Raw genomic sequence first — 24,466 nt, 5'->3', positions numbered from 1 at the left:
CGGACGCCATTCACTGAGACGCAAATAATAGAGGCGAGCCCGCCGAGAAAACCGGGACACCCGGCTACGAAAAAGCCCCATAGCTTATTTGGCTACGGGGCTTTTTCAGGTAATGGCGGAGCGTGTAATTCAGTTTCCCCGTTCTTTATTGGCTTGGGAGAGAACCGAGGCAGCAAGGGATTTTGTAGCGTCGCTGTATTTATCGCTTTGAAGCGCCTTCCCGGCTTTCTCCTCCATCTCTGCACTCGTCTGCTTATCGGTACCGCTCTGAGCCAACGCTGAAGCAGCAAGGCTTTTGGCAATGGCTGAGGAATTGGGGTTGCTGAGCGTTTCCGCGGCCAGACTGGCCATGTTATCGGAGGTTCTTTTGATGTTTTTGCTCATGCTGCATGTCCTTTGCGGTGTGGGATTTTCTACCTGAAAATGCCTCAAAATCAAGATAGGCAGTTACCGTGAGAGCCGCAACGCGCTGTTTGTAGGCAACATTGGAGAAACCGGTACGAAAAGCGCAATCGTCCCGTAGGGCGTCGAATCGATTGCACTGATGGTTATTATCGAAACGATCGCCTGTGTGATTAGCAAAACCAATTCCTATAATCGCCTCCACTTTTCCTGCCCGTGCATCGCTTGATTTCAAGCGACATTCCCCTATGGAACCCAACACCATGCCAAGCGTCAGCCAGGCCTCCAGCGGCCGCCCTGAACATAATCAACAGAGTGTCAAACAGCAGTGGCTGGCGATTCTCTCGGTTGCCGTGGGTGCCTTCGCCCTGGTGACCAGTGAGTTTCTGCCCGTGGGCGTACTCAACGACGTCGCCAGCGACCTCGGCATCAGTGCCGGTCATGCCGGCCTGATGGTCACCCTGCCCGGCATCATGGCCGCCCTCGCTGCGCCTTTGCTGTCGGTGAGCATTGGCGCCATGGACCGGCGTTACCTGCTGATTGGCCTGACACTGATCATGATCATCGCCAACACGGTCGTGGCCTACGCCAGCGACTTCAACCTGCTGCTGTTCGGCCGCGTGCTGCTGGGTATCAGCATCGGTGGTTTCTGGGCAACGGCCATCGCCCTCAGCGGCCGCCTGGCCCCCAAGGGCGTTGGCGTAGCGAAGGCGACCTCAATCATCATGATGGGGGTGACCCTGGCCACGGTACTGGGCGTGCCCGTGGGTACGTGGCTGAGTGGCCTGATGGGCTGGCGCATGACCTTTCTGGTCACCGCAATCGTGGGCGTACCGGTGCTGCTGGCGCAGGTATTCCTGCTACCGCGACTCACCCCGGAAAAGGCTATTCAGATCCGTGATCTGCCAGCCTTGTTTATCAACCCGCAAGCACGGGTCGGCTTGATCGCTGTCTTGCTGATCGGCCTGGCGCACTTTGCTGCATATACCTATGTTGCGCCCTTCTTCAAAAACAGTTCCGGCTTCGACGGCCCGACAATTGGCTCACTGCTACTGCTCTACGGCGTGGCCGGGGTGATGGGCAATGTCTTTGCCGGTTTCGCCGCCAACCGCAGCGTGCGTCACACCCTGCTGCTGGTCGCACTGATGATCGGCACCAGCACCGCCCTGTTTCCCTACTTCGCCACCGGCATGACCGGCGCCGCAATGCTGATCGCACTCTGGGGCTTCGCCTTCGGCGCCTTCCCGGCTTGCGCCAGTATTTGGATGTTTGTCGTCGCCCCCAAGGACGTCGAACGCGGCATGCCACTGTTCGTTGCCTTGTTCCAGGTGATCATCGCTTTGGGGTCGTTCTTCGGCGGCCAAATTGTCGATCAAATGGGTAGCGCGGTGTTGTTGAGCCTGGCGACAGCGTTGGTGGGCTGTGGCTTTGTAACGGTGCTGGTGCTCGGGCGTAATGTGAGCAATAGCTTGGTGGCCCAGCCTGGCTAACCAGACGACAGAAACGAAAAAGCCCTACTCGAAGGCAAAGAAAAGCCCGGCACTTCTGCCGGGCTTTTCCTACCGCTCTAAGCTCGCCGTTTGATTGCGACCTTCGACCACAGGGTAAAGGCGACGGGTGGTGTCCAGCCTGAGTTTGATGCGTGCTCTTGCAGGCACAAGTACCTGTTGCCCTCGTAAGTCACGCCATCCCCCTTGCGATACCGATGGTCCAATTGCCATTCGGGATACTCGGGGTCGGTTACGTCTCCGGCGGTTCTAACGCTCAGGCTCATGCTGGGAAGCGACTCTTTTCCCAAAGAGTCGGTTGCCGTAACAAAGTAACTGTACTGCGTGTTCGGGGTTAGACCCGAGTCTTCCCGCGTCAAGTTCGCCGTCTGACCTATGGGGGTCACGTTGCGGTACAGCGTGTATGTTTGAATTGGACGAGGGCCCGCTGCGGCCCCCCAACTCAAGGTCACGCGGGTTTCAGTCACGTCCTTATAGGACAAATTGGCGGGAGCCGTTGGCCGGTCGCCGATACCTGTATCACCGTGAATCAACGGGGCATAGCGATTGTAGAACTCCCAATCGTAGGGAACATTGTCCCTGCTGACGCCATTGTCCCAGTTGATCGACCAGGTCATCAGTCCTTTGATGGAATGGCCCGCAGCATCGAGACGTTTAAACGCATTAACCACCGCAGCAGGCTCAATGACATAGCCTGTCGCCGCAGCGTCAATGTTGGTCGGTAAGCCAATGACGAACTTGTCCACGGGGATGGCGATGTAGTCCCGAGTGCCGGTGACCAGGCTCTCGGTCAGGTAGTAAAGAAAGTCCTCCTTCATCGCATCATTGTTCTGCGCAATCCAGACCCCCTGACCGTTATTGAATTCTTGAACCCAGATCCCATCGCCACCTTGGTTGTAGTATTGAGGCGCAATGAAATCGTAGTAGCCCTCGAGCGCCTGAATGTAATCAACGTACTTGCCGCCCGCCCGGAGATAGGGAAACTCAGGCGCCATACTGATAATAAAATGCTTGCCCTCACCCTTGTAGTGATCCTTGACCAGTTTCAAGGCTGTCGGCAGCACCGTCTTGTTGTCAGCGAAATCAATGGCACTTTGCTCAAGGTCGATATCCAACCCATCGAAGCCGTATGTTTCAACCAAGCGGATGATCTCATTGGCCAGAGGCTGTTCATCCCCTTTGTGCAACTCGATATGAGCATCGGCACCGCCCAACGAGATCAAGACAGCCCTGCCCTGACTGTTCAGCACGCCCACCTGGCGGCGAAACTCGTCGTCGGAGAGGTTATAGGGTTTGAACGTAGGAATGCCCTGGCCTTTCATAAAAGCCACGGCAACAACGTTGTAGTCCTTGGGTATATCCACCAGTTCTAGATTAGCGAAATGCCCACCTTGATAACCGTCACTGTGGCCCGCTGGCCAGTTATGCCAAAAGCCCATCAGGATTTTTTTATTGGCGATGTCAGGCATCAAAGAAGCTGAATCATTTATGGTTGACTTCAGTAATGAAAAATCAATCTTAGACATTGTTCTATTCCTTCAGAACGATACTAGGAGCCGTACATGGCCCGAGATTATTGACACCTCATCTCTTTGATGAATTGGCGCCTCACGCTAGAGTGAGCCCCTAAGGCTAGCGCAAGCTTTTAGATTGCCCATCATAAAAAATAAATTCGACGACAAAAGAAGAAAACACAAGGCGGCGAACGCCGACCGACACACACCTCACCCTTCTCTACCGCCAAGCACACGGGCGAAACAGTCGTGTATGACGATTAGCAACCGATAACCTTTCGGATACCCACCTAAAAATATCAGGCTAAGCGCTTTAGCAAGAAGCATGGACAGCGTGAAAATATAGACTAAGGTGAGATACGCCTAGTGAAACACGCACTTACATTCTGATTGAGCACTAACAGTCAGGACACTTGCGCAGCGCAGGGCACATATTTTTTGCAAGGAGGCGCACAAATATGAGTACCCCAACAGGCAACTCGAGTTTTATTACAATAACGGAAGACAACAAGACATTTTCAACCTTACAGAAAGGGTTCAATCTCCGTTGGCCGCCAAGTGCCGGAACGGGAGCGAAACGAATCTACGTGTGCAAAACACCAGAAGAAGTACTGGACGCTGCGAATGAAGCCCTCTCACAAGGCTTTCGGATCACCGTAAGGAGCGGAGCACATTGCTATGAAGGCTTCGTGTCGAACCAATTAAACAACGAAAATCTAGCCATTATTGACGTGGGCGAACTTAAAGGTTTTTCTCATGATACGGATGGCAATATTCAACCGCTCTATAAACATGACAGTCATACCCCCACCCATTACCAATACGCTGCTTTCACAGGTAGCCAGAACTGGGATGGTTATGTGGCAATGTACAAACAGAGCGGCAAGACGATACCTGGCGGTTCGTGTTACTCCGTGGGGCTCGGAGGCCACATCAGCGGCGGGGGCTACGGTTTACTGTCGCGCCTTCAGGGGTTGACGGTCGACTGGGTAACCGGCGTGGACATCCTGATTCCGGACCCCGCCAATAGCAGCAGATCGTTAGTCCCCGTCCATGTCACCCCCCATTCAAATCTCAAGCTGCATCGAGAACTTTTCAAGGCTTGCTGCGGAGCCGGTGGCGGAAATTTCGGCATCATTATTCGTTACTACTTCAACGACCTGCCCGAGGCGCCACAAAAAGCGTATTGGACAACGCTCTCCTGGGACTGGTCTGACTTTGACACCATTAGTTTTAGAACATTTTTGCGTGGCTATCACGACTGGTTCGCCAAAAACGATTCAGATGCAACCTCGCCTATTTTATCAAAAGCCAACGGTGGTCTATTCAGCCTGCTGAAACTGAATCACATCGACGCCAACCCCAAAATCATTCTTGCCATCCAATACACGGGATGCGATGGCCTGGTGGGCGATCATGAGCGAGATGCTCCCTTTAACGATTTTCTCTCGGCTATAAACAGTGCCGCACCGGGCCACGGAAAGTTCTACGACGGTTTCGTATTACCCAACATCGCGCCAAGACCGCATAGCATGGCTGGCAGAGCTATCAGCCAAGCGTCGCCTGGGCTGCTAATGGATTGGTTCTATATCACCCAGATGATTAATGGATCAGGAAATAATCAAAGAGGAAAATATAAGTCTGCCTACCAAGTGGATACCTTTACCGACGAAGAATGCGATGCTTTTTATAATAATCTGAGCACCCCTTCGCAACATGGGACATTCAGCCAATCCCTTGTCCAAATTGATTCTTATGGTGGGAGAATCAATAGCCTGGGCCAAGGAAACACGGCTGTTCCACAGCGCAAATCAATATTAAAGTCTCAATATCAAACCTACTGGACTGACCCCGCTCAAGACCCTATTCAACTCGCATGGATCAATAAAATCTACGAAGACGTCCACGCCAGTCAACCCAATCAGCGACCGGGCGTCGAGGGGCGATATGAAGGCTGCTACATCAACTATCCGGATGTCGACATGCTAGTGGTAAACGGCAGGCCTGATGACAGTTGGCTGGAACTTTACTATGGAGACTCGGGATTGGTAGATGAGTTGATTTCCCTGAAAAACCAGGTAGACCCTAACAACCTTTTCAGGCACCAAATGTCGATACCGCTAACAAGAGACAGTCAAAGGCGGTGAAGGCTGCCGACAGGCATAAACACCAGATTAAGCAGCCGCTTCTGCAGGCCCACTCCAACAGGGCTGCGCTCCCAGAGAACGACTGAAATGCGGCTTACGCAAGAAAACAGGGAGGCAGGAGTGGTAGAAACAAGTACGAACATCTGAAAACAAAAAAGCCCCGTCGCTTATTCAGCGACGGGGCTTTTTCTATGTAATGGCGGAGAGATAGGGATTCGAACCCTAGGTACCGGTGAAGGTACAACGGATTTCGAATCCGTCCCATTCGGCCACTCTGGCATCTCTCCAACGGCGCGCATCATAACAGTGTGTTTCGCGGAAGCAAACCCCAAAAGCGATTTTTTTCCGTTCTATCAGATGCTTGCGTCGATTAAAGCGGTACGCCGAGGCGCTTGGCGACTTCTTCGTAGGCTTCGATAACGTCACCGAGGCCCTGGCGGAAGCGGTCTTTGTCCATCTTCTTCTTGGTGTCTTTGTCCCACAGACGGCAGCCGTCCGGGCTGAATTCGTCGCCCAGGACGATGGAGCCGTCGTGGAACACGCCGAATTCCAGTTTGAAGTCGACCAGCAGCAGGCCTGCGTCGTCGAACAGCTTGCTCAGCACGTCGTTGACCTTGAGGGACAACTCCTTCATGCGTGCCAGCTGCTCAGCGGTGCCCCAGCCGAACGCCACGACGTGGGATTCGTTGATGAACGGGTCGCCCTTGGCGTCGTCCTTCAGGAACAGCTCGAAGGTATAAGGGTTGAGCTTGAGGCCCTCTTCCACGCCCAGGCGCTTGACCAGGCTGCCGGCGGCGTAGTTACGCACGACGCATTCGACCGGGATCATGTCCAGCTTCTTCACCAGGCACTCGTTGTCGCCCAGCAGTTTGTCGAATTGGGTCGGAATGCCGGCCGCTTCGAGTTTCTGCATGATGAAGGCGTTGAACTTGTTGTTCACCATGCCTTTGCGATCAAGTTGTTCGATGCGCTTGCCGTCGAACGCCGAGGTGTCGTTACGAAACAGCAGGATCAGGCGGTTGGCGTCGTCGGTCTTGTACACCGATTTGGCTTTGCCGCGGTAGAGTTCTTCACGTTTTTCCATGATGGGCTCCGCTTGCTAAATGGTGGGCTAGGCGATGTGTCGCCAGTCGAGCCCTGAATCTTGATCGGCCAGTTGCAGCCAGTCCGGATCGCACCCTAGGGTGTCGACAAAACATTGCCGGGCCAGCTGCGGCAGGTTGTTCTTGCTGCTCAGGTGGGCCAGGACCAGGTGTTGCAAGTCTTGCCAGCCCAACTCATACACCAGGTACGCCGCCTGGTGGTTGTTCAAATGTCCCAGCTCGCCGCCCACCCGTTGCTTGAGAAAGTACGGGTAATGACCACGTGCCAGCAGGTCTCGGCAGTGGTTGGACTCGATCATCAACGCATCGAGATCACGGTAACCGTCCAGTACCTTTGAGCAGTAGGAACCCAGGTCGGTGAGCACGCCGAAACGCCGCTCACCGTCACTGAATACGTACTGCGTCGGCTCCTGGGCGTCGTGCGCTACGGCAACCACATTGATGCTCAACGCACCAATCTGCAGCGTCTCGCCACCGGCCAGGAAACCTGCGGGTTCTATGGGTTTGCGCATCCCGCGCAAGGTGCCGCGACTCAGGTACACCGGAAGATTGTAGCGCCGAGACAGCAAACCCACGCCATGCACGTGGTCGGCATGTTCGTGGGTCACCAGAATCGCGCTCAGCTGCGCAGGGTTTACCCCCAGGCGCAGCAGGCGCCGCTCGGTTTCCCGCAGGGAGAAACCACAATCCACCAGCACGTACGTGTCGTCATGAGCGACCAGCGTGCCGTTCCCTTGGCTACCGCTGCCGAGAACGGCAAAGCGCATCGGATCAGCCCAGGTTGTCCTGAATCACGCCCAACACTTTGCGTGCTGTTTCAGCAGGCGCAACGGTGTTGATGTTCTTCTCGACAGTGACTTGCACGCTCTCGCCAACCTTGCTCAGACGAACCTGGTAACGCTCGGCGCGGGTTTCGATCTCTTCCTTGGTCGGCTTGCTGCCGAACAACTTGCCGAAGAAGCCTGGCTCGTCGTCTTTCTTCTCGGCCTTTTCAGCCACGTTGATGTAGTACAGGCCCAGGCTGCGGTTGATGTCTTCAACGCGCCAAGGACCTTGCTCCAACGCACGGCCAACACTGGCCCAGGCGCGGTCGAGGTCTTCACCCAGGGTCAGCACCACGTTGCCGCTGCCGTCTTCGGTGAGGCTGACGCGGTTAGGCGTGTCGAAGTTACCGGCGGCGAGCAGGGAGACTGAACCACCCTTCTCGGAGATACGGCTCATGCTGGCCAGCATCTCGTCGACCAGCGCGGCGTCAACGCCCATGTTGACCGAACGCGGGGTGAAATCGACGTTGGCAGTGCTGCCGGCAGGACGCTCGGCGCTGACCACGTAGACTTCACTGGTATTGCGTTGCACGCCTGGCTCGATACGCACACGCACACGGGCTTCGCTGTCGGCGGCTACACCACCGGCCTGCAGGCGCTTGGCCATGTTGGCGGACAGTTCGCTGCCGTGCTGCCACGCCGTGGTGAACTCACCGGTCTGCGGACGCTGCTGATCAATGCGGAAACCGTTGTCCTGGAAAAACTGCACCGCCACCGGCCAGACTTCGGCAGGTGGGCGCTGAGCGATGATCCAGCGGTTGTCGCCGCTCTTCTGCAGGCTGTAGTCACTGGCGTCAGCCACGGCCGAGATCGGCTGTGGACGCGGCACCACGTACTCACCCTTGGTGGTGTCGTCGGCGACGTTGCGCGGGATCGGCAGCAACGGGTCAAGGCGCTTGGCGACATTGACGTCGGGCGGCAGTTGCATCGGTTTGGTTGCTTGTGCTTCCAGGTAATCGCTACCGCGGTCACGGAAGTAACCATCCGGGCCCCAAATCCAACCGCAGCCGCTGGTGCTGGAGATAATCAAGGCAAGTGCGGAAAGTCCGGCCAATCGCTTCATGCGTAGTGCTTCCTCAATTAAACCAGGACGCCGGACTGGCGCAGGGCCTGTCGCAGCGGTTCGTGACAGGCTTCGCTGAGCCGGGTGAGCGGCAGACGGATACCGTCCGGCATCAAGCCCATCTCAAACAGCGCCCATTTCACGGGAATAGGGTTGGATTCGATAAAGAGTGTCTTGTTGAGCGGCATCAGTTGCTCGTGGATCGCACGCGCTTTCACGGCGTCACCGGCGATGGCAGCGGCGCACATGTCGCTCATGGCACGCGGGGCAACGTTGGCGGTCACCGAGATGTTGCCTTTGCCACCCAGCAAGATCAGTTCGACCGCCGTGGCGTCGTCACCGGAATACACCAGGAAGTCGCTGCTCACGCCGGCCAGGATGTCCTTGGCGCGTTGCAGGTCGCCGGTGGCTTCCTTGATACCGATGATGTTCGGTACGGTGGACAGGCGAATCACGGTCTCGGCCTTCATGTCGCAGGCAGTGCGGCCGGGCACGTTGTAAAGGATCTGCGGGATATCAACGGCTTCGGCAATGGTGCGGAAGTGCTGGTACAGGCCTTCCTGGGTCGGCTTGTTGTAGTACGGGGTCACCAGCAGGCAAGCATCGGCGCCGGCTTTCTTGGCGTTTTTGGTCAGCTCGATCGCTTCACGCGTCGAGTTGGCGCCCGTACCGGCGATCACGGCGATACGACCCGCGACGCGCTTGACCACGAATTCGATCACCTGAATGTGTTCTTCCACATCAAGGGTGGCCGATTCACCTGTGGTGCCGACCGCCACAATGGCGTTGGTGCCCTCTTGCAGGTGGAAGTCCACCAGTTTGCCCAGGCTATCCCAGTCGAGATGACCTTGTGCATCCATGGGTGTGACCAGTGCCACCATACTGCCCGCAATCATGCAACCGCTCCTGCCGGAAAAAGAGAGCCGTAATGGTACTGGCGCCAAGATGCTTGTACAAGCGAAGTACCGCCTGAGGATGCGTTCTGGATCAACTAAACGACGGGCAATGCCATCATTGAGCCGAAGCGTTGCTTGAAGCACGCTGAAATCAGACCGATCACGCAATGAAAACGCCACCTCCTATCCCTTGGCGACGCTTTTCGCTACCCTTCATGCTTTGATCGATACAGCCCTCACCGTATCGACCGCTCATCGTTTTAGGAAGGCTGCATGTCCACCCCCACAGTTCGCGAACAATTCCTTGTTATCAGTGCCCTCGGCGCCAACCCCATGGAGCTGACCAACGTCCTGTGCCGCGCCAGCCATGAAAACCGCTGCGCCGTTGTGACCTCCCGCCTGACCCGCCATGGCGAGTGCAGTGCGTTGGTGCTGCAGATTTCCGGCACCTGGGATGCCCTGGCGCGTCTGGAAACCGGCCTGCCGGGCTTGGCGAAGAAGCACGACTTCACGGTCAACGTGGTGCGCAGTGCGGCGTTGGAAAACCGCCCACAAGCCCTGCCTTATGTAGCGTACGTCAGCTCGGCCTACCGCTCGGACATCGTCAACGAGCTGTGCCAGTTCTTCATCGACCATAACGTCGAGCTGGAAAACCTGACCTGCGACACTTACCAGGCGCCACAAACCGGCGGCACCATGCTCAACGCAACGTTCACCGTGACCTTGCCGGCCGGCGTGCAGATCAGCTGGCTGCGCGACCAGTTCCTGGATTTCGCCGATGCCCTGAACCTCGATGCGCTGATCGAGCCGTGGCGCCCACAAAACCCAATGTAAGGAAGAACTCATGCCGGTAGCCATCGACAAACCCGTGGCCGATTTCGAAGCCCAGGCCACCAGCGGCCAGACCTTCAGCCTCGCTGCACTCAAGGGCAAGCAGGTGGTGATCTACTTCTATCCGAAGGACAGCACCCCGGGCTGCACCACTGAAGGCCAGGGTTTCCGTGACCAGTACGCGGCGTTCAAGGCCGCCAACACCGAAGTGTTTGGCGTGTCGCGTGACAGCGTGAAATCCCACGAGAACTTCAAGAGCAAGCAGGCGTTTCCCTTTGAGCTGATCAGTGACAAGGACGAAGCGGTTTGCCAGTTGTTTGATGTGATCAAGCTGAAGAAGCTGTATGGCAAGGAATACCTGGGGGTTGATCGCAGCACTTTCCTGATCGACAAGGAGGGCGTGCTGCGTCAGGAATGGCGCGGCGTGAAAGTGCCGGGCCATGTGGACGCCGTTTTGGCGGCGGCACAGGCCCTGGACAAGGCCTGACGCGTGAGGGGCGAACACTGGGTGTTCGCCCCAACCGTTACAACAAAGGCGCAACCACCGGTTCTTTTCGTGGCCAGGCATCCAGCACGGCTTTGAACAACGTCGCCAGGGGAATCGCGAAGAATACGCCCCAGAATCCCCACAACCCACCAAACAACAACACTGCACAGATGATCGCCACCGGGTGCAGGTTGACGGCCTCGGAAAACAGCAGCGGTACCAGTACGTTGCCATCCAGGGTCTGGATAATGCCGTACACCGCCATCAGGTAGATGAACTGGTCACTCCAGCCCCACTGAAACAATGCGATCAACATCACCGGCACCGTCACCACCACCGCGCCGACATACGGCACCACCACCGACACGCCCACCAGCAACGCCAGCAGCGCCGCATAGTTCAGCCCGAGCGCGACAAATGCGATGTAGGTGACGCCTCCACAGATAACAATCTCAATCACTTTGCCGCGAATGTAGTTGGCGATCTGCCGGTTCATCTCTTCGGCCACGCGGGTAATGAGCGCGCGTTCACGCGGCAGGTAACCGCTGACCCAGCGGCCGATCATCGCGCGGTCCTTGAGGAAGAAAAACACCAGGATCGGTACCAGCACCAGGTAGATCATGATGTTGACCAGCAGCGGCAGGCTGGACAGGGAAAACGTCAGCGCCCACTGCCCGAATTTTCCGATCTCGCCACGCGCCACTTCGATGGCTTGCAGCACTTGCTCATCCGACACCAGGTGCGGGTAGCGTTCCGGCAACAAGAGCAGCAGTGACTGCCACTTGGCAAGCATCCCCGGCAACTCGTTGAACAGGGTGATCAACTGATGCCACAGCAATGGCAAGACCACCACGATAAACACCACCAGCAACCCCATGAACAAGGCGAACACCAGGCCCACCGCAACGCCGCCCGGCAAGCGCAACCGCTCCAGGGTAGTGACCAGGCCCTGCATCAGGTAAGCCAGCACCATCCCTGCCAGCACTGGCGCGAGCATGCCGCCCAAGGTGAGCACGGCCGTGAAGGCCAGGAACAGCAGGACCGCCAGCACCACGGCTTCTTCGTCGGAGAAGTAGCGCTGAATCCAGTCTCGTAACACTTTGAACATCAATCAACCTCGGGTGAAGGGGCAAACGGCTCAGGCCTTGCGCAACCAGTAACGATACACACCGGCGGCGTCTTCTTCGTGCAATAGAGTATGCCCGGCCAACCTCGCGAAGGTCCGGAAATCGCGCTGGGAGCCAGCGTCTGTGGCGATGACCTTAAGCACTGCACCGCTGGCCAACCGATTGAGTTCCAACTTGGCTTTGAGCAAAGGCAACGGGCAATTGAGGCCACTGGCATCGAGTTCGGCATCAAAGGCTACAGCGTCGGTCATGGTTTACTCCGGACAGGCGATTGGGGTGCTTAGAATATCTGGTCCGAAGCTCAGTGTCCGGCTACAGTAAGCTCTTTGTCGAAAGGCTCTGTGCATGACTTTTTTGCGCCCTACCCTGCTGACGCTGGCCTGCCTGCTGGCCTCTCCGGGCTTCGCTGACGACCTGCCGTCACTTGGCGACGCCAGTTCTGCCATTGTCTCTCCGCAACAGGAATTCCAACTGGGCCGTGCCTGGCTTGCCTACCTGCGGGGCCAGGTCTCGCAGCTCAATGATCCACAACTCAAGGATTACGTCGAAACCAGCGTGTACAAGCTGGTGGAAACCAGCCAGGTCAATGACCGACGCCTGGAGTTCATCCTGATCAACAGCCCGCAACTCAACGCCTTTGCTGCGCCAGGCGGGATTGTCGGGGTCAACGGCGGCCTGTTCCTCAATGCCCAGACCGAAGGTGAATATGCCTCGGTGCTCGCCCACGAATTGGCTCACTTGTCCCAACGCCACTTTGCCCGTGGCGTGGAAGCTCAGTCGCGCATGCAGCTACCGATGATGGCGGCTTTGCTCGGCGGGATTATCGCTGCCGCAGCGGGTGCGGGCGATGCGGGGATTGCCGCGATTGCCGGCAGCCAGGCGGCGGCCATCCAGGAGCAGCGCCGGTTCTCCCGCCAGAACGAGCAGGAAGCTGACCGTATCGGCATTCTCAACCTGGAAAAAGCCGGTTACGACCCGCGCTCCATGCCCACCATGTTTGAACGCCTGATGCGCCAATACCGTTTCGACGCCAAGCCGCCGGAATTCCTGCTGACGCACCCGGTGACCGAGTCGCGGATCGCCGACACCCGCAACCGCGCCGAGCAAGCCAAACCCGGCGGCACGGAAGACAGTTTGCGCTATCAGCTGATTCGCGCACGGGTGCAGTTGCAATACGAAGACACCCCGGGCCTCGCCGCCAAGCGCTTCCAGGCGCAGCTGGACGAGAACCCGAAAAACGATGTGGCGCGTTATGGCCTGGCAATAGCCCAGATCAAAGGCACTCAGTACAAAGAGGCACGGGAAAGCTTGCAGCCATTGTTGGCCAAGGCGCCCAACGACATCACCTACAACCTGGCGCAGATCGAGTTGGATATGGCCAATAACCGCTTGCCCGATGCCCAGCAACGCACTGATCGGATGCTCACCCAGTACCCCGGCAACTATCCGCTGAATCAGGTGCGGGTGGACTTGCTGATCAAGCAGAACCGTATCGCCGATGCGGAAAAGGCCTTGGACGGGCTACTCAAATCACGTCCGGATGATCCGGATGTGTGGTACCAGGTTGCCGAGACACGTGGCCTGTCCGGCAACATCATCGGCCTGCATCAGGCCCGCGCCGAGTACTTTGCATTGGTGGGTGACTTCAAGCAGGCCATTCAACAACTGGACTTCGCCAAGCGCCGCGCCGGCAGCAACTTCCCACTGTCCTCACGAATAGATGCCCGCCAGCGTGAGTTGATCGAGCAAGAACGCTTGGTAAAAGGGATGATGAGCTAAACCCATCGCCCACAAAAAAGCCCCGCCTTCGTTAACCGAAGACGGGGCTTTTTGTTGGGATGCAGGCTGGCGAGTTACTCGGTCAGCTTGAAGGTGATGAAGCTTGCACGCCCCTGACGCAGTACGCGCATCGACACCGAGCGATTCTTCGGCAACGCCTTGGCAATGTCGGCGAACTCCTTGGTGGAGTTGATCGCCTGGTTATTCAAGTGGGTAATCACGTCGCCCGGCTGCAGGCCGATCAAGGCGGCTGGGCCGTCCTGAACTTCCTTGATCACAACACCGCTCTTGAGGTCGAAGCTCTTCTTCTGCTCCTCGCTCAGCTCAACCACGGCAATGCCAAGGCGATTGCTGCTGCGCTCGGCGCCCGGTTTGGCGTTGCCCAGAGCATCCAGGGTTGCGCCCTCTTCCGGGATCGCGCCAACGGTCAGTTCAACGGTCTGGCGCTTGCCATCACGAATCACTTCCAGCTTGGCTTTGCTGCCCGCTTTCAGGGCACCGACCAGATGCGGCAAGTCGGCCGACATGATGATCGGCTGACCATTCATGCTCAGGATCACGTCGCCCACTTGCAGACCGCCTTTGGCAGCCGGGCCGTCGTCCTGGATTTGCGCGACCAGCGCACCGGCCGGTTTGTCGAGGCCGAACGATTCAGCCAAGTCTTTGTTCACTTCCTGGATTACTACGCCCAACCAGCCACGGCTGACCTTGCCACCGGCTTTGAGCTGGTTGGAAACGTCCATGGCCACATCGATCGGAATGGCAAAGGACACGCCCATGAAGCCACCGGAGCGGGTGTAGATCTGCGAGTTGATTCCGACCACTTCGCCCGCCAGGTTGAACAGCGGACCACCGGAGTTACCCGGGTTGATCGGCACGTCGGTCTGGATGAACGGCACGTAGTTTTCGTTAGGCAGGCTACGACCGATTGCACTGACAATGCCCTGGGTAACGGTATGGTCGAAACCAAACGGAGAGCCGATAGCGACCACCCACTGCCCGGCTTTCAGATCCTGGGATTTGCCCAGTTTCAGCACCGGCAGGTCCTTACCATCGATTTTCAGCAAGGCTACGTCAGAACGCGGGTCAGTACCGACCAGCTTGGCTTTCAGCTCACTGCGATCAGCCAGGCGAACGAGGATCTCGTCAGCGTCGGCAATGACATGGTTGTTGGTGAGGATATAGCCATCAGGCGAAATGATAAAACCCGAGCCCAGGGACTGAGCTTCACGCTGGCCACCGCCACCGCCACCACGCGGGGAACGCTGTTGCGGCATGCCACGCTCGAAGAACTCGCGCAGCATTGGCGGCAAGCCTTCAAGGTCCGGCATCTGCTGGTTCGAGACTTTGCGCTCCGGCAGTTTCTGCGTGGTGCTGATGTTCACCACGGCAGGCGAAGCCTGCTCCACCAGTTGGGTGAAATCAGGCAGCTCGGCCGCTTGCGCGGACACGGCCTGACCCAGCACCAGCACCGTGGCGACTATGGATAGGTAAGACTTCAAACGTGGTATCGACATACAGCTCCCGTTACGACGAGCAGGGTTGAGCGACAGGGTTCAAGAAACGCCGAAAACTGCGACCGACTTCCTTGTTCCGCGAACAAAATAAGGTCAGGACCTACAGGCCCTGACCTATAAAAAACATGTGGATTTTTTGCAAGTGAAAATACTGATCCAGAGATTTCATGCTCACAGCTCCCAACCAAGCATCGGCTCACATTGAAAGATCAGGATGAACATAAGATTAACGATTCACGGCTTGGCGGCGGTCTTTTCGCCGCGCACCGACAGCGCGATACGCTCAGCGGTGCCGATAGGGATTTCTCCGACAACCGTCACCATGACTTCGCCATCTACGGTGTTCAGGCGGCGAGACACGGCAACAGTCGGACCGAGTTGGGTGCGTGTTTCGCTCACGCTCGCACCATCGGTCGATTCAAGAAACACTGAAAAGCGCGCCAGCCCGTCGCCATACATCAGGCTGTCGACGGTGGTTTTGGTCTGGGTATCTTTTCGCGAGATGCTGTTGGTGAGCTGGAAGCCAGGGGGCAACCAGTCCAAGTGCCATGCCTGGGTGGCGGGTACTTCGGGCGCTTTACCGTTCGAAACCGCTACAGCCGTGCACTCGCCACTGGGCTGCAAGTCGCGATCCGTTAGTGCTGGCGACGTGTTCAGCCGCGTGAACTGAAAGCGCTCCAACAACTGGCCCTGATCATTGAGCAACAAAGATTTAAGCGGCAGCCCGGTTTCACGATCCAGGTGCAACTCGAAGCCATAACGGTATTGATCGCGCGGAGTGATCGACACAATCACCGCATTACGACCAGCCACACGAGATTTGCCAATGACGGCCAGTTCGTAGAATTGGGTGAGTTTTAGCGGGTCGAGTGCGCGCGAAGGCGCGTCAGGCGAATTGCCAAGGCCGGCAACCAATGTGCCACTGACACATTGAGTTCTTCCATTTACCCGCACCAGTTCCTGGGCAGAACCATCGAGCTGCAACAGCCGCTCACGGACTTGACCGTCCTGGACACGATGCCAGATGTCATGGGTAGAAAAACTGCCGTTACGCTCGTAGACGAACGTACCTGCAAAGCTTTGCTGCTGCTCTGCACGCCCAAGTCGAGTCAGCCAGTCTTGGGCTTCGTCGGCATGGGCGGATAGTGCAAAACAACCACTGAGCAAAAGCGTAAGGAGCGGTATGGCGCGCATAGGGCCCCTTAACGGTTTAGCGGTTTTCCAGGCTTGCTGCACGAGCGTATGGCAGAGCGCTTTCAGTGCCTTTCAGTGCCGATTCCTGTGCGTGTTGGCGCAGGTAGCCTGGAAGACGCTGGTCCTGCCAGCCGGATTGCCCTTGAAGTACACCATTGGCCATAGGACCTGTGGTATCAGAGCTTTCCTTGTAGCCGGCCAGTACCGCTGGGCCTTTGACTTGCGGACCGGCCATGACCGGTTGCTGAGTCTGCTGGGCCAGTTCGGCACCGGCGATTTCGTCCTGGTTGTACAGGCGAACACCGGCCAACACGGCAACAGTCACCGAGGCAGCAACTGCCAGGCGACCCAGGCTACGCCAAGGGCCACGAGCAGCTTTTGCCGGAACGGCTTCATCAGCCAGCGCGGCAGAAACGGCCGCAGCAATATCCAGACGAGGGATTAGAAGATCCTTGTGCATCACCGCCCGAGCGACTTGGTAACGAGACCAGGTATCACGGGTTTCAGCATCATCAAATGCATTGAGCACTCGACGAAGTTCCAGTTCATCCGCTTCGTTATCCATCACTGCGGACAGCGATTCCTGCAGGGCATCACGACTCATGGCGGTTCCTCTCTTGGCTGTCGCCGCTGTCTTTAGTTTTCCTGCAACAACGGTTGCAAGGCTTTATCGATGGCTTCCCGGGCCCGGAAAATCCGTGACCTTACAGTCCCCACCGGACACTGCATGACGCTCGCAATGTCTTCGTAACTCAGACCATCGAATTCACGTAAAGTTAACGCCGTACGCAAATCTTCTGGCAGTTGCTGAATTGTGCGATGAACGGTGCCTTCGATCTCGTCGCGCAGCAATGCACGCTCCGGCGACTCGAGATCTTTGAGGCCGTGATCACCATCGTAAAATTCTGCATCTTCTGAACTTACATCGCTATCAGGTGGGCGGCGTCCGCGAGACACCAGATAGTTCTTCGCCGTGTTAATGGCGATACGGTATAGCCACGTGTAAAACGCACTATCACCGCGGAAATTGCCAAGTGCACGGTACGCCTTGATAAAGGCTTCCTGTGCAACGTCCTGCGCTTCATGGGTGTCGTGCACAAACCGCACGATCAACCCGAGAATTTTGTGCTGGTATTTCAGCACTAGCAGATCAAATGCGCGCTTGTCGCCGCGTTGAACGCGCTCGACCAGCTGCTGATCCTCTTCCTGGGTTAGCATGAACACTCCTCGTTGTACTTGAAGGAGGCTTGCATAACTAAACGATCAGGCTTGCAAACATAGACTAGGACTTTTCGCAAAAGTTCTCCCCCTCCAAGCAAGTTTCCGGCATGCACTGATTTGGCACACACGAAAAACGCAGCGCGGGCTAGGCCGGCTGCGCGAATAATCTTGTCGCCGGTCTTCTGACGCGTCCAATGCTCCCGACGGGCCAATAAACTCAACGTTTTCCCAGCTTTCGGGCAACCTGCTATTGAGTCGGGGCTTATGCAAAAAGTTCCCACCTCAATAACCAGTCAGTCAGCCCCTCGCCGTGCACCGTAATTTCACATTGCCACGAATGCCCGGCTATTGTGCCGCTCCCCCCCTCTATATACTAGTGGCCCGTGTGACCCTTTGATTCGCCGATCCAGGCGTCCTGTTTGCGCCAACCCCTGTGGATCGCTTTTTGCGGAATCCTTCAAATGAGCCAACAGTTTCAACACGATGTTCTGGTGATTGGCAGCGGCGCGGCCGGCTTGAGCCTGGCACTGACCCTGCCCGGCCACCTGCGCATTGCCGTCCTGAGCAAGGGTGATCTGGCCAACGGCTCGACATTTTGGGCCCAAGGCGGTGTCGCGGCGGTACTGGACGACACCGATACAGTGCAATCCCACGTCGAGGACACCCTCAACGCCGGCGGCGGCCTGTGCAACGAAGACGCCGTGCGCTTCACCGTCGAGCACAGCCGCGAAGCCATCCAATGGCTGATCGATCAGGGCGTGCCGTTCACCCGCGACGAACACGCTGGCAGTGACGACGGCGGCTTCGAGTTTCACCTGACCCGTGAAGGCGGCCACAGCCATCGCCGCATCATCCACGCCGCCGACGCCACCGGCGCGGCGATCTTCAAGACCCTGCTCGACCAAGCCCGCCAACGCCCCAACATCGAATTGCTGGAGCAGCGTGTCGCCGTCGACCTGATCACGGAAAAACGCCTGGGCCTGGACGGCGAACGCTGCCTCGGCGCCTACGTACTCAATCGTGCCAGCGGTGAAGTCGACACCTACGGCGCACGCTTCACCATTCTCGCCTCGGGCGGCGCGGCCAAGGTCTACCTCTATACCAGCAACCCCGATGGCGCCTGCGGTGATGGCATCGCCATGGCCTGGCGTTCGGGCTGCCGGGTGGCCAATCTGGAATTCAATCAGTTCCACCCCACCTGCCTGTATCACCCGCAAGCCAAGAGTTTCCTGATCACCGAAGCCCTACGCGGTGAAGGCGCACATCTGAAACTGCCGAATGGTGAGCGTTTCATGCAGCGCTTCGACCCACGCGCAGAATTAGCACCACGGGATATCGTCGCCCGCGCCATCGACCACGAAATGAAGCGCCTGGGCATCGACTGCGTCTACCTCGATATCAGCCACAAGCCCGAAGCCTTCATCAAGACTCACTTCCCCACCGTCTACGAGCGCTGCCTGGCGTTCAACATCGATATCACCAAAGGCCCGATCCCCGTGGTGCCGGCCGCGCACTACACCTGCGGCGGCGTGATGGTCGACCAGCATGGCCGCACCGACGTACCCGGCCTGTATGCGATTGGCGAAACCAGCTTTACCGGCCTGCATGGCGCCAACCGCATGGCGAGCAACTCACTGCTCGAATGTTTTGTCTACGCCCGCTCTGCGGCAGCCGACATCCTCGAGCAACTGCCACGCATCCCCGTGCCCGCCGCCTTGCCGCGCTGGGACGCCAGCCAGGTGACCGACTCGGACGAAGACGTGATCATCGCCCACAACTGGGACGAACTGCGCCGTTTCATGTGGGACTACGTCGGCATTGTGCGTACCAACAAGCGCCTGCAACGCGCTCAACACCGCGTGCGGTTGCTACTGGATGAGATTGACGAGTTCTACAGCAACTATAAGGTCAGCCGCGACTTGATTGAGTTGCGCAACCTGGCCCAAGTCGCCGAACTGATGATCCGCTCAGCCATGGAGCGCAAGGAAAGTCGCGGCCTGCATTACACCCTCGACTACCCGCAGATGCTGCCTGAGGCCCGCGACACTATTCTGGTGCCAACCACCTACGGCGGCTGAACTTCAAGCGTACCCGCAGGCGCCGATGCACATCGGCGGCCTGCGAATCCATCGGCACACAGATCGAGCGCACCCGCCATTCGCCCTGCACCCGATAGCGCAGTACCACGATCAGCGGCAATGCCAGGCTATCTGGGCGTAGCTGAACACTGTGCCAGCCTCGCTCATGGCTGAACAACTGCCAGCCATCTTCGTCGCGGCGCAGGCCACGAATCGACGAACGGTGGGTCAGCAGGATATGACGCGGTAAGACCCACGCAGCGTGAGCCAGGCACAACAAAATGCCAACGCTGGAGAAAGGTAAGTCAACAACAAGCAAGGCACCCAGCGCGAACACCTGGGCAAGCAGATACGCCGCCAGCAACAGCCGAGAGGCCTGCCAGCGGCATTCGAAGCGATTACTTGGGCTGGACACGGTCCAGAATCTTACGAACCATGCGCTGCAGCTCCGGATCTTCAGATTCGGCGCGTTCCATGAACCAGCCGAACATGTCCTGGTCTTCGCAAGTCAGCAGCCGCTCGTAGAGTTCGCGATCCACCTGATTGAGCGTCTTGTACACCTCTCTGGTGAAAGGCACCAACAACACATCCAACTCCAGCATGCCGCGACGGCTGTGCCAGTAGAGGCGATTGATTTCTACTTCTTCGACCATGGAGCGCTCCTCAAATAGGGCGCAAGTATACAGCCCCGACGGCAGCGGACCAGTCGGCTTTGGTCGCCTCATACGGAAACTATCCATTTACCGAACGCCCCTCTATGATGCACGCATGACTTTTTGACCTGCGATGACCCATGGCCGACTCTGCTTTTTTCTGCGCCCTGCACCACGAAGGCGTTCTCGCCGTCCGCGGCTCCGACGCTGCCAAGTTCCTGCAAGGGCAACTGACCTGCAACCTCAACTACCTGAGCGACACCCAGGCCAGCCTGGGCGCGCGCTGCACGCAAAAAGGCCGCATGCAGTCGAGTTTTCGCATCCTCCTGCAAGGTGATGGCGTGCTCATGACCATGGCCACCGAACTGCTCGAACCGCAACTGGCCGATCTGAAAAAATACGCAGTGTTCTCCAAATCCAAGCTCACCGACGAAAGCGCCGCCTGGGTACGTTTCGGCCTGTCGAATGCGGACCAGGCCCTGGCCAGCCTCGGCCTTGAGCTGCCAGCCGAAACCGACAGCGTCGCCCGCACAGACACGCTGATCGCCATTCGCGTCTCACCCGCCCGCGCTGAACTCTGGGTGCCGGCCGAGCAAGCGGAAACCGTACGCAATCAATTGGCCAGCCAACTGCAACACGCTGACTTGAATGAATGGCTGCTGGGCCAGATCCGCGCAGGCATCGGCCAGGTCATGCCGCAAACCCGCGAACTGTTCATCCCGCAGATGCTCAACCTGCAGGCCGTCGGCGGCGTCAGCTTCAAGAAAGGCTGCTACACCGGTCAGGAAATCGTCGCGCGCATGCAGTATTTGGGCAAGCTCAAGCGTCGCCTCTACCGCTTGAGCCTCAATGCGGCCGAACTGCCCGAGCCAGGCACTGCGCTGTTCTCGCCCAACCACAACAGCGCGATCGGGGAAGTCGTGATCGCGGCAAAAGCTGATCAATCGATTGAACTTCTGGCCGTGCTGCAAGCCGAAGCAGCCGAGAGCGGCGATGTGCACTTAGGCACTCTGGAAGGACCCGGTTTGCACCTGCTCGACGTGCCTTACCAACTGGATCGCGATAAAGAGATCCAGCGTTAATCGCCGTACCTTTTTTGCAACACCCTAGAGAGCATGAATGAACAAGCTGGCGGAAAAAGTCCAACAGGCTTTGGTGATGGCCATCGACAACGATGACCTGGTTCTGCCGACATTACCGGAAGTGGCCCTGAAAATTCGTCAGGCCGCCGAAGACCCGGAGATCAGCATCAGCCACTTGAGCAAAGTGATCGGTCGCGATACCGCCCTGTCGGCGCGCCTGATCAAAGTGGTCAACAGCCCGCTGCTGCGCGCGACCCAGGAAGTCACCGACCTGCACACCGCCATCACCCGGCTGGGCACCAACTACAGCAGCAACCTGGCCATCGGCCTGGTGATGGAACAAATCTTCCACGCCCGCTCCGAAGTCGTTGAGCTGAAAATGCGCGAAGTGTGGCGCCGTAGCCTGGAAGTGGCCGGTGTGAGTTATGTCTTGTGCCGCAGCCACAGCCATCTCAAACCGGACCAGGCGGCCCTCGGCGGGCTGGTGCATCAGATTGGCGTGCTGCCCATTCTCACGTACGCCGAAGATCATTACGAACTGCTCGCCGACCCTGTCAGCCTCAACCACGTCATCGAGAGCATCCACCCGTTGCTTGGGGACAAACTGCTCGGTGGCTGGGACTTCCCGGAGATGCTGGCGAAGCTGCCCGGGCAATACCTGGACCTGGAGCGCGACTCCGCGAGCCTGGACTACATCGATCTGGTGCAGGTCGCCGTGCTGTATTGCCACCGAGGCACCGATCATCCGCTGGCGAATGTGCCCGTTTCCAGCCTGCCGGCGATCAAGAAGTTGCGGCTCGACCCCTACAGCGAGGCCCTGCGTGCCGAGTTGGATGAAGCGCGCTCGATGTTTTACTGATCAACCCGCGATAAAACTCACCCGCACCTTCAATCCCGCCAACTCACCATCATGCAGGCTGATCTGCGCCAGGTGCGCGCGGCAGATCTCCCCGACAATCGCCAGCCCCAAACCAGAACCCATGCCCTGCTGGCTGCGGCGATAAAAACGCTCAAATACCCGGTCCCGCTCATCCAGCGGGATGCCTGGGCCATCATCTTCGACTTCCAGAATGGCTGGCGCCGAAACCCGCAGGATCACATTGCCGCCCGAGGGTGTGTGGGCCAGCGCGTTGTCGACCAGGTTGCTCAGTAACTCATTCAACAATGTCGGCTCGCCGCGCAACCACACGGGCTCATCCGCCTCCAACGCCAGGGCGACGCCGCGCGCATGGGCCAACGGTGCCATGGCCATACCCAGCTCCCGCGCCAGTTGGCTGAGGTCGAGCAATTGCGCGCCACCTTCGGCAATCGCCCGCGCGCCATTTTCGATGCGCGCCAGCGATAACAATTGGTTGGCCAGGTGAGTCAAACGGTCGGTGCCTTGGGCGGCGGTTTCCAGCGTACTGCGCCATGTCGCCGGAGCGTCGCTGCGCAGGCCCAGCTCCAGCCGGGCCTTGAGCGCCGCCAGCGGGGTGCGCAGTTCGTGGGCGGCGTCGGCGATAAACTGCGCCTGCCGCTCAAACTGGCCGCGCAAACGCTCGGTGAAGTGGTTGAGGGAACGCACCAGTGGGCCGAACTCGTGTTGCACCTCTACCAGCGGCAACGGCCGCAAGTCGTCAGGCTGACGCTCTTCCACTGCCGTACGCAGACGCTCCAACGGCCGCAGCGCCGCACTCACGGCATACCACACCAGCAGCAACGCGCCGACGGCCAACATCCCCAAACGCAATAACGTGTCGGCCAACAGGCTGCGGGCCATGCTCTCGCGCGCTTCATCGGTTTCCGCGACACGAATTTCCGCCATGCCATTCATGTTCGGCTCGGAGACCGCTTTGAGCAGGCTGACCACGCGTACATGCTGGCCCTGGTACATGGCGTTATAGAACCGCGCCAACGCCGGGTAGTCGTCGGTGCGCGGCGTGCCGGGCGGCGGGCCCGGGAGGTTTTCGTAGCCCGAAATCAGCTTCTGATTGATGTCATTGACCTGATAATAAATGCGCCCGGCGCTGTCGTAGGCGAAGGTGTCCAGCGCCACATAAGGCACATTCGCGCTCAGGGTGCCGTCCACCTGGGTCAACCCGGCGGCGATGGTACGCGCCGAGGCCAGCAAGGTGCGGTCATAGGCGGTGTCGGCGGCTTCGCGCCCATTCCAGTAGGCACTCATGCCGCTGGCCAGCATCAACACCACCAGCAACAGCGCCAGGTTCCACAGCAGGCGCCAGCGCAGGCTGCTGGGCTTATGCATCGCGCGCTTCCAGCAAATAGCCGAGGCCGCGGAACGTCACAATGGCGATGGGTTGGCCATCGAGCTTCTTGCGCAGGCGGTGCACATAGATTTCGATGGCGTCGGGGCTGGCTTCTTCATCCAGGCCGAAGACCTGAGAGGCCAGTTGCTCTTTGCTCATCACGCGGCCGGGCCGGGCGATCAGCGCTTCAAGCACCGCCTGCTCGCGGGAAGTAAATGTCATCAGTTCGCCGCCAACCGTGAAGCGTCGGGTATCCAGGTCGTAGACCAGCACGCCGCACGCCTGTTGGCGCTCCCCGCCCAACACACTGCGGCGCAACAGTGCCTTGACCCGTGCTTCCAGCTCGGTCAGTTCAAAGGGCTTGGCGAGATAATCATCGGCCCCCAGGTTCAGGCCATGCACGCGGTCTTTCACATCACTGCGCGCCGTGAGCATCAGCACGGGCAGATTTTTCCCACGCGCCCGCAAACGCGCCAACACCTCAAAACCATCCATGCGCGGCAGCCCTACATCGAGAATCACCACCGCGTATTCCTCGCTGCTCAAGGCCAGGTCCGCGGCCACCCCATCGTGCAACACGTCGACGGTCAAACCCGTGCTCTTGAGCGCCTGGGCAACACTTTCGGCGAGTTGCAAATGGTCTTCAACCAAGAGGACACGCATGGTTTTTCACCTCATTCGGGCATGGTCGACGCCACGCTTTGGCGGGCAGTTTACAGGCGCCGCCTGCCCTGTGAAGCCCGAAAACATTGAAAGACAGCTGAAAGGTTAGTGAAAGCTTCGCCCTTTAGCAT

At 58.2% G+C, this 24,466-nt stretch carries 25 protein-coding genes and 1 tRNA gene; 8 read left to right on the top strand and 18 right to left on the bottom strand.

Translation table 11 applies throughout. The features are described from left to right. Positions 1–129: 129 nt before the first annotated feature. Positions 130–384, bottom strand: a complete 255-nt coding sequence (locus A7J50_RS08055; RefSeq protein WP_064451324.1) for a hypothetical protein — start codon at positions 382–384, stop codon at positions 130–132. Continuing rightward, complete coding sequence (locus tag A7J50_RS31360; protein WP_156526262.1) at positions 353–637, bottom strand: hypothetical protein; 285 nt, start codon at positions 635–637, stop codon at positions 353–355. The genes A7J50_RS08055 and A7J50_RS31360 overlap by 32 nt, the downstream gene beginning before the upstream one ends. 28 nt (positions 638–665) lie before the next feature. Here A7J50_RS31360 and A7J50_RS08050 point away from each other — a divergent pair, with 28 nt between their 5' ends. Further along, the gene (locus tag A7J50_RS08050; RefSeq protein WP_064451323.1) at positions 666–1,892 is read left to right on the top strand and encodes an MFS transporter; all 1,227 of its coding nucleotides are present in this window, start codon (positions 666–668) and stop codon (positions 1,890–1,892) included. A 77-nt stretch (positions 1,893–1,969) separates the two neighbouring features. Here A7J50_RS08050 and A7J50_RS08045 read toward each other — a convergent pair whose 3' ends face one another. Beyond that, the gene (locus tag A7J50_RS08045; RefSeq protein WP_064451322.1) at positions 1,970–3,436 is read right to left on the bottom strand and encodes a carbohydrate-binding protein; all 1,467 of its coding nucleotides are present in this window, start codon (positions 3,434–3,436) and stop codon (positions 1,970–1,972) included. A 446-nt stretch (positions 3,437–3,882) separates the two neighbouring features. Here A7J50_RS08045 and A7J50_RS08040 point away from each other — a divergent pair, with 446 nt between their 5' ends. Next, entirely contained in the window at positions 3,883–5,571 is a 1,689-nt protein-coding gene (locus A7J50_RS08040) for an FAD-binding protein (protein ID WP_064451321.1), read from the top strand. A gap of 197 nt (positions 5,572–5,768) precedes the next feature. Here A7J50_RS08040 and A7J50_RS08035 read toward each other — a convergent pair. The 5 genes from A7J50_RS08035 to dapA form a co-directional block, all read right to left on the bottom strand. Continuing rightward, positions 5,769–5,858, bottom strand: a tRNA-Ser gene (locus tag A7J50_RS08035). A gap of 83 nt (positions 5,859–5,941) precedes the next feature. After that, positions 5,942–6,655, bottom strand: a complete 714-nt coding sequence (purC, locus tag A7J50_RS08030; protein WP_027604309.1) for a phosphoribosylaminoimidazolesuccinocarboxamide synthase — start codon at positions 6,653–6,655, stop codon at positions 5,942–5,944. A gap of 27 nt (positions 6,656–6,682) precedes the next feature. Next, positions 6,683–7,441: an MBL fold metallo-hydrolase gene (locus A7J50_RS08025; RefSeq protein WP_064451320.1), complete on the bottom strand. Its 759-nt coding sequence runs from the start codon at positions 7,439–7,441 to the stop codon at positions 6,683–6,685. 4 nt (positions 7,442–7,445) lie between these two features. Beyond that, positions 7,446–8,561, bottom strand: a complete 1,116-nt coding sequence (bamC, locus tag A7J50_RS08020; RefSeq protein ID WP_064451319.1) for an outer membrane protein assembly factor BamC — start codon at positions 8,559–8,561, stop codon at positions 7,446–7,448. Between the two features lie 17 nt (positions 8,562–8,578). After that, positions 8,579–9,457, bottom strand: a complete 879-nt coding sequence (gene dapA / locus A7J50_RS08015) for a 4-hydroxy-tetrahydrodipicolinate synthase (RefSeq protein ID WP_064451318.1) — start codon at positions 9,455–9,457, stop codon at positions 8,579–8,581. Positions 9,458–9,730: 273 nt separating this feature from the next. On the opposite strand from dapA, the gene A7J50_RS08010 reads away from it, so the two are divergent. After that, a complete protein-coding gene (locus tag A7J50_RS08010; protein ID WP_003172487.1) occupies positions 9,731–10,291 on the top strand; it encodes a glycine cleavage system protein R in 561 nt (186 codons plus the stop codon). A gap of 10 nt (positions 10,292–10,301) precedes the next feature. Then, positions 10,302–10,775 (top strand): peroxiredoxin, encoded by a 474-nt coding sequence (locus A7J50_RS08005; protein ID WP_064451317.1) that lies wholly within the window; start codon positions 10,302–10,304, stop codon positions 10,773–10,775. Positions 10,776–10,812: 37 nt separating this feature from the next. Here A7J50_RS08005 and A7J50_RS08000 read toward each other — a convergent pair whose 3' ends face one another. Together A7J50_RS08000 and A7J50_RS07995 are read right to left on the bottom strand one after the other, a co-directional pair. Beyond that, positions 10,813–11,883 carry an AI-2E family transporter gene (locus tag A7J50_RS08000; RefSeq protein ID WP_064451316.1) on the bottom strand — a complete coding sequence of 357 codons (1,071 nt, stop codon included), beginning with the start codon at positions 11,881–11,883 and terminating at the stop codon, positions 10,813–10,815. Between the two features lie 30 nt (positions 11,884–11,913). Further along, positions 11,914–12,153, bottom strand: a complete 240-nt coding sequence (locus A7J50_RS07995) for a sulfurtransferase TusA family protein (protein ID WP_064451315.1) — start codon at positions 12,151–12,153, stop codon at positions 11,914–11,916. A gap of 94 nt (positions 12,154–12,247) precedes the next feature. Between A7J50_RS07995 and A7J50_RS07990 the strand changes: the two genes are divergently transcribed. Then, complete coding sequence (locus A7J50_RS07990; RefSeq protein ID WP_064451314.1) at positions 12,248–13,681, top strand: M48 family metalloprotease; 1,434 nt, start codon at positions 12,248–12,250, stop codon at positions 13,679–13,681. Positions 13,682–13,755: 74 nt separating this feature from the next. On the opposite strand, the gene A7J50_RS07985 is transcribed toward A7J50_RS07990, so the two are convergent. The 4 genes from A7J50_RS07985 to rpoE form a co-directional block, all read right to left on the bottom strand. Then, a complete protein-coding gene (locus A7J50_RS07985; RefSeq protein WP_064451313.1) occupies positions 13,756–15,198 on the bottom strand; it encodes a DegQ family serine endoprotease in 1,443 nt (480 codons plus the stop codon). Positions 15,199–15,432: 234 nt separating this feature from the next. Further along, positions 15,433–16,392 carry a MucB/RseB C-terminal domain-containing protein gene (locus A7J50_RS07980; RefSeq protein ID WP_064451312.1) on the bottom strand — a complete coding sequence of 320 codons (960 nt, stop codon included), beginning with the start codon at positions 16,390–16,392 and terminating at the stop codon, positions 15,433–15,435. Positions 16,393–16,408: 16 nt separating this feature from the next. Continuing rightward, positions 16,409–16,996, bottom strand: a complete 588-nt coding sequence (locus A7J50_RS07975; RefSeq protein WP_003172479.1) for a sigma-E factor negative regulatory protein — start codon at positions 16,994–16,996, stop codon at positions 16,409–16,411. A gap of 32 nt (positions 16,997–17,028) precedes the next feature. Further along, complete coding sequence (gene rpoE / locus A7J50_RS07970) at positions 17,029–17,610, bottom strand: RNA polymerase sigma factor RpoE (protein WP_003172477.1); 582 nt, start codon at positions 17,608–17,610, stop codon at positions 17,029–17,031. 464 nt (positions 17,611–18,074) lie between these two features. Between rpoE and nadB the strand changes: the two genes are divergently transcribed. Then, entirely contained in the window at positions 18,075–19,691 is a 1,617-nt protein-coding gene (nadB, locus tag A7J50_RS07965; protein WP_064451311.1) for an L-aspartate oxidase, read from the top strand. On the opposite strand, the gene A7J50_RS07960 is transcribed toward nadB, so the two are convergent. After that, a complete protein-coding gene (locus tag A7J50_RS07960) occupies positions 19,660–20,106 on the bottom strand; it encodes a protein YgfX (RefSeq protein WP_064451310.1) in 447 nt (148 codons plus the stop codon). The two genes, nadB and A7J50_RS07960, sit on opposite strands and share 32 nt — an antisense overlap. Next, complete coding sequence (locus tag A7J50_RS07955; protein ID WP_053254893.1) at positions 20,090–20,344, bottom strand: succinate dehydrogenase assembly factor 2; 255 nt, start codon at positions 20,342–20,344, stop codon at positions 20,090–20,092. The genes A7J50_RS07960 and A7J50_RS07955 overlap by 17 nt, the downstream gene beginning before the upstream one ends. A gap of 140 nt (positions 20,345–20,484) precedes the next feature. Between A7J50_RS07955 and A7J50_RS07950 the strand changes: the two genes are divergently transcribed. Further along, complete coding sequence (locus tag A7J50_RS07950; protein WP_064451309.1) at positions 20,485–21,426, top strand: YgfZ/GcvT domain-containing protein; 942 nt, start codon at positions 20,485–20,487, stop codon at positions 21,424–21,426. A 37-nt stretch (positions 21,427–21,463) separates the two neighbouring features. Then, positions 21,464–22,285, top strand: coding sequence for an HDOD domain-containing protein (locus tag A7J50_RS07945; RefSeq protein ID WP_064451308.1), 822 nt, complete (start codon positions 21,464–21,466; stop codon positions 22,283–22,285). On the opposite strand, the gene A7J50_RS07940 is transcribed toward A7J50_RS07945, so the two are convergent. Continuing rightward, positions 22,286–23,671, bottom strand: coding sequence for a sensor histidine kinase (locus tag A7J50_RS07940; RefSeq protein ID WP_064451307.1), 1,386 nt, complete (start codon positions 23,669–23,671; stop codon positions 22,286–22,288). Beyond that, a complete protein-coding gene (locus A7J50_RS07935; protein ID WP_064451306.1) occupies positions 23,664–24,335 on the bottom strand; it encodes a response regulator in 672 nt (223 codons plus the stop codon). Before A7J50_RS07935 ends, A7J50_RS07940 begins: the two co-directional genes overlap by 8 nt. Between the last annotated feature and the right edge of the window lie 131 nt (positions 24,336–24,466).

The organism is Pseudomonas antarctica, assembly GCF_001647715.1.
GTDB classification, from domain to species: Bacteria; Pseudomonadota; Gammaproteobacteria; order Pseudomonadales; family Pseudomonadaceae; genus Aquipseudomonas; species Aquipseudomonas antarctica_A.
The sequence above is the reverse complement of the archived record's forward strand: the minus strand, read 5'-3'. Positions and strand labels throughout refer to the sequence as shown.

Coding starts and splice junctions, on each gene's coding strand:
- A7J50_RS08055 (WP_064451324.1), bottom strand. CDS start 384: ATGAGCAAAAACATCAAAAGAACCTCCGATAACATGGCCAGTCTGGCC.
- A7J50_RS08050 (WP_064451323.1), top strand. CDS start 666: ATGCCAAGCGTCAGCCAGGCCTCCAGCGGCCGCCCTGAACATAATCAA.
- A7J50_RS08045 (WP_064451322.1), bottom strand. CDS start 3,436: ATGTCTAAGATTGATTTTTCATTACTGAAGTCAACCATAAATGATTCA.
- A7J50_RS08040 (WP_064451321.1), top strand. CDS start 3,883: ATGAGTACCCCAACAGGCAACTCGAGTTTTATTACAATAACGGAAGAC.
- purC (WP_027604309.1), bottom strand. CDS start 6,655: ATGGAAAAACGTGAAGAACTCTACCGCGGCAAAGCCAAATCGGTGTAC.
- A7J50_RS08025 (WP_064451320.1), bottom strand. CDS start 7,441: ATGCGCTTTGCCGTTCTCGGCAGCGGTAGCCAAGGGAACGGCACGCTG.
- bamC (WP_064451319.1), bottom strand. CDS start 8,561: ATGAAGCGATTGGCCGGACTTTCCGCACTTGCCTTGATTATCTCCAGC.
- dapA (WP_064451318.1), bottom strand. CDS start 9,457: ATGATTGCGGGCAGTATGGTGGCACTGGTCACACCCATGGATGCACAA.
- A7J50_RS08010 (WP_003172487.1), top strand. CDS start 9,731: ATGTCCACCCCCACAGTTCGCGAACAATTCCTTGTTATCAGTGCCCTC.
- A7J50_RS08005 (WP_064451317.1), top strand. CDS start 10,302: ATGCCGGTAGCCATCGACAAACCCGTGGCCGATTTCGAAGCCCAGGCC.
- A7J50_RS08000 (WP_064451316.1), bottom strand. CDS start 11,883: ATGTTCAAAGTGTTACGAGACTGGATTCAGCGCTACTTCTCCGACGAA.
- A7J50_RS07995 (WP_064451315.1), bottom strand. CDS start 12,153: ATGACCGACGCTGTAGCCTTTGATGCCGAACTCGATGCCAGTGGCCTC.
- A7J50_RS07990 (WP_064451314.1), top strand. CDS start 12,248: ATGACTTTTTTGCGCCCTACCCTGCTGACGCTGGCCTGCCTGCTGGCC.
- A7J50_RS07985 (WP_064451313.1), bottom strand. CDS start 15,198: ATGTCGATACCACGTTTGAAGTCTTACCTATCCATAGTCGCCACGGTG.
- A7J50_RS07980 (WP_064451312.1), bottom strand. CDS start 16,392: ATGCGCGCCATACCGCTCCTTACGCTTTTGCTCAGTGGTTGTTTTGCA.
- A7J50_RS07975 (WP_003172479.1), bottom strand. CDS start 16,996: ATGAGTCGTGATGCCCTGCAGGAATCGCTGTCCGCAGTGATGGATAAC.
- rpoE (WP_003172477.1), bottom strand. CDS start 17,610: ATGCTAACCCAGGAAGAGGATCAGCAGCTGGTCGAGCGCGTTCAACGC.
- nadB (WP_064451311.1), top strand. CDS start 18,075: ATGAGCCAACAGTTTCAACACGATGTTCTGGTGATTGGCAGCGGCGCG.
- A7J50_RS07955 (WP_053254893.1), bottom strand. CDS start 20,344: ATGGTCGAAGAAGTAGAAATCAATCGCCTCTACTGGCACAGCCGTCGC.
- A7J50_RS07950 (WP_064451309.1), top strand. CDS start 20,485: ATGGCCGACTCTGCTTTTTTCTGCGCCCTGCACCACGAAGGCGTTCTC.
- A7J50_RS07945 (WP_064451308.1), top strand. CDS start 21,464: ATGAACAAGCTGGCGGAAAAAGTCCAACAGGCTTTGGTGATGGCCATC.
- A7J50_RS07940 (WP_064451307.1), bottom strand. CDS start 23,671: ATGCATAAGCCCAGCAGCCTGCGCTGGCGCCTGCTGTGGAACCTGGCG.
- A7J50_RS07935 (WP_064451306.1), bottom strand. CDS start 24,335: ATGCGTGTCCTCTTGGTTGAAGACCATTTGCAACTCGCCGAAAGTGTT.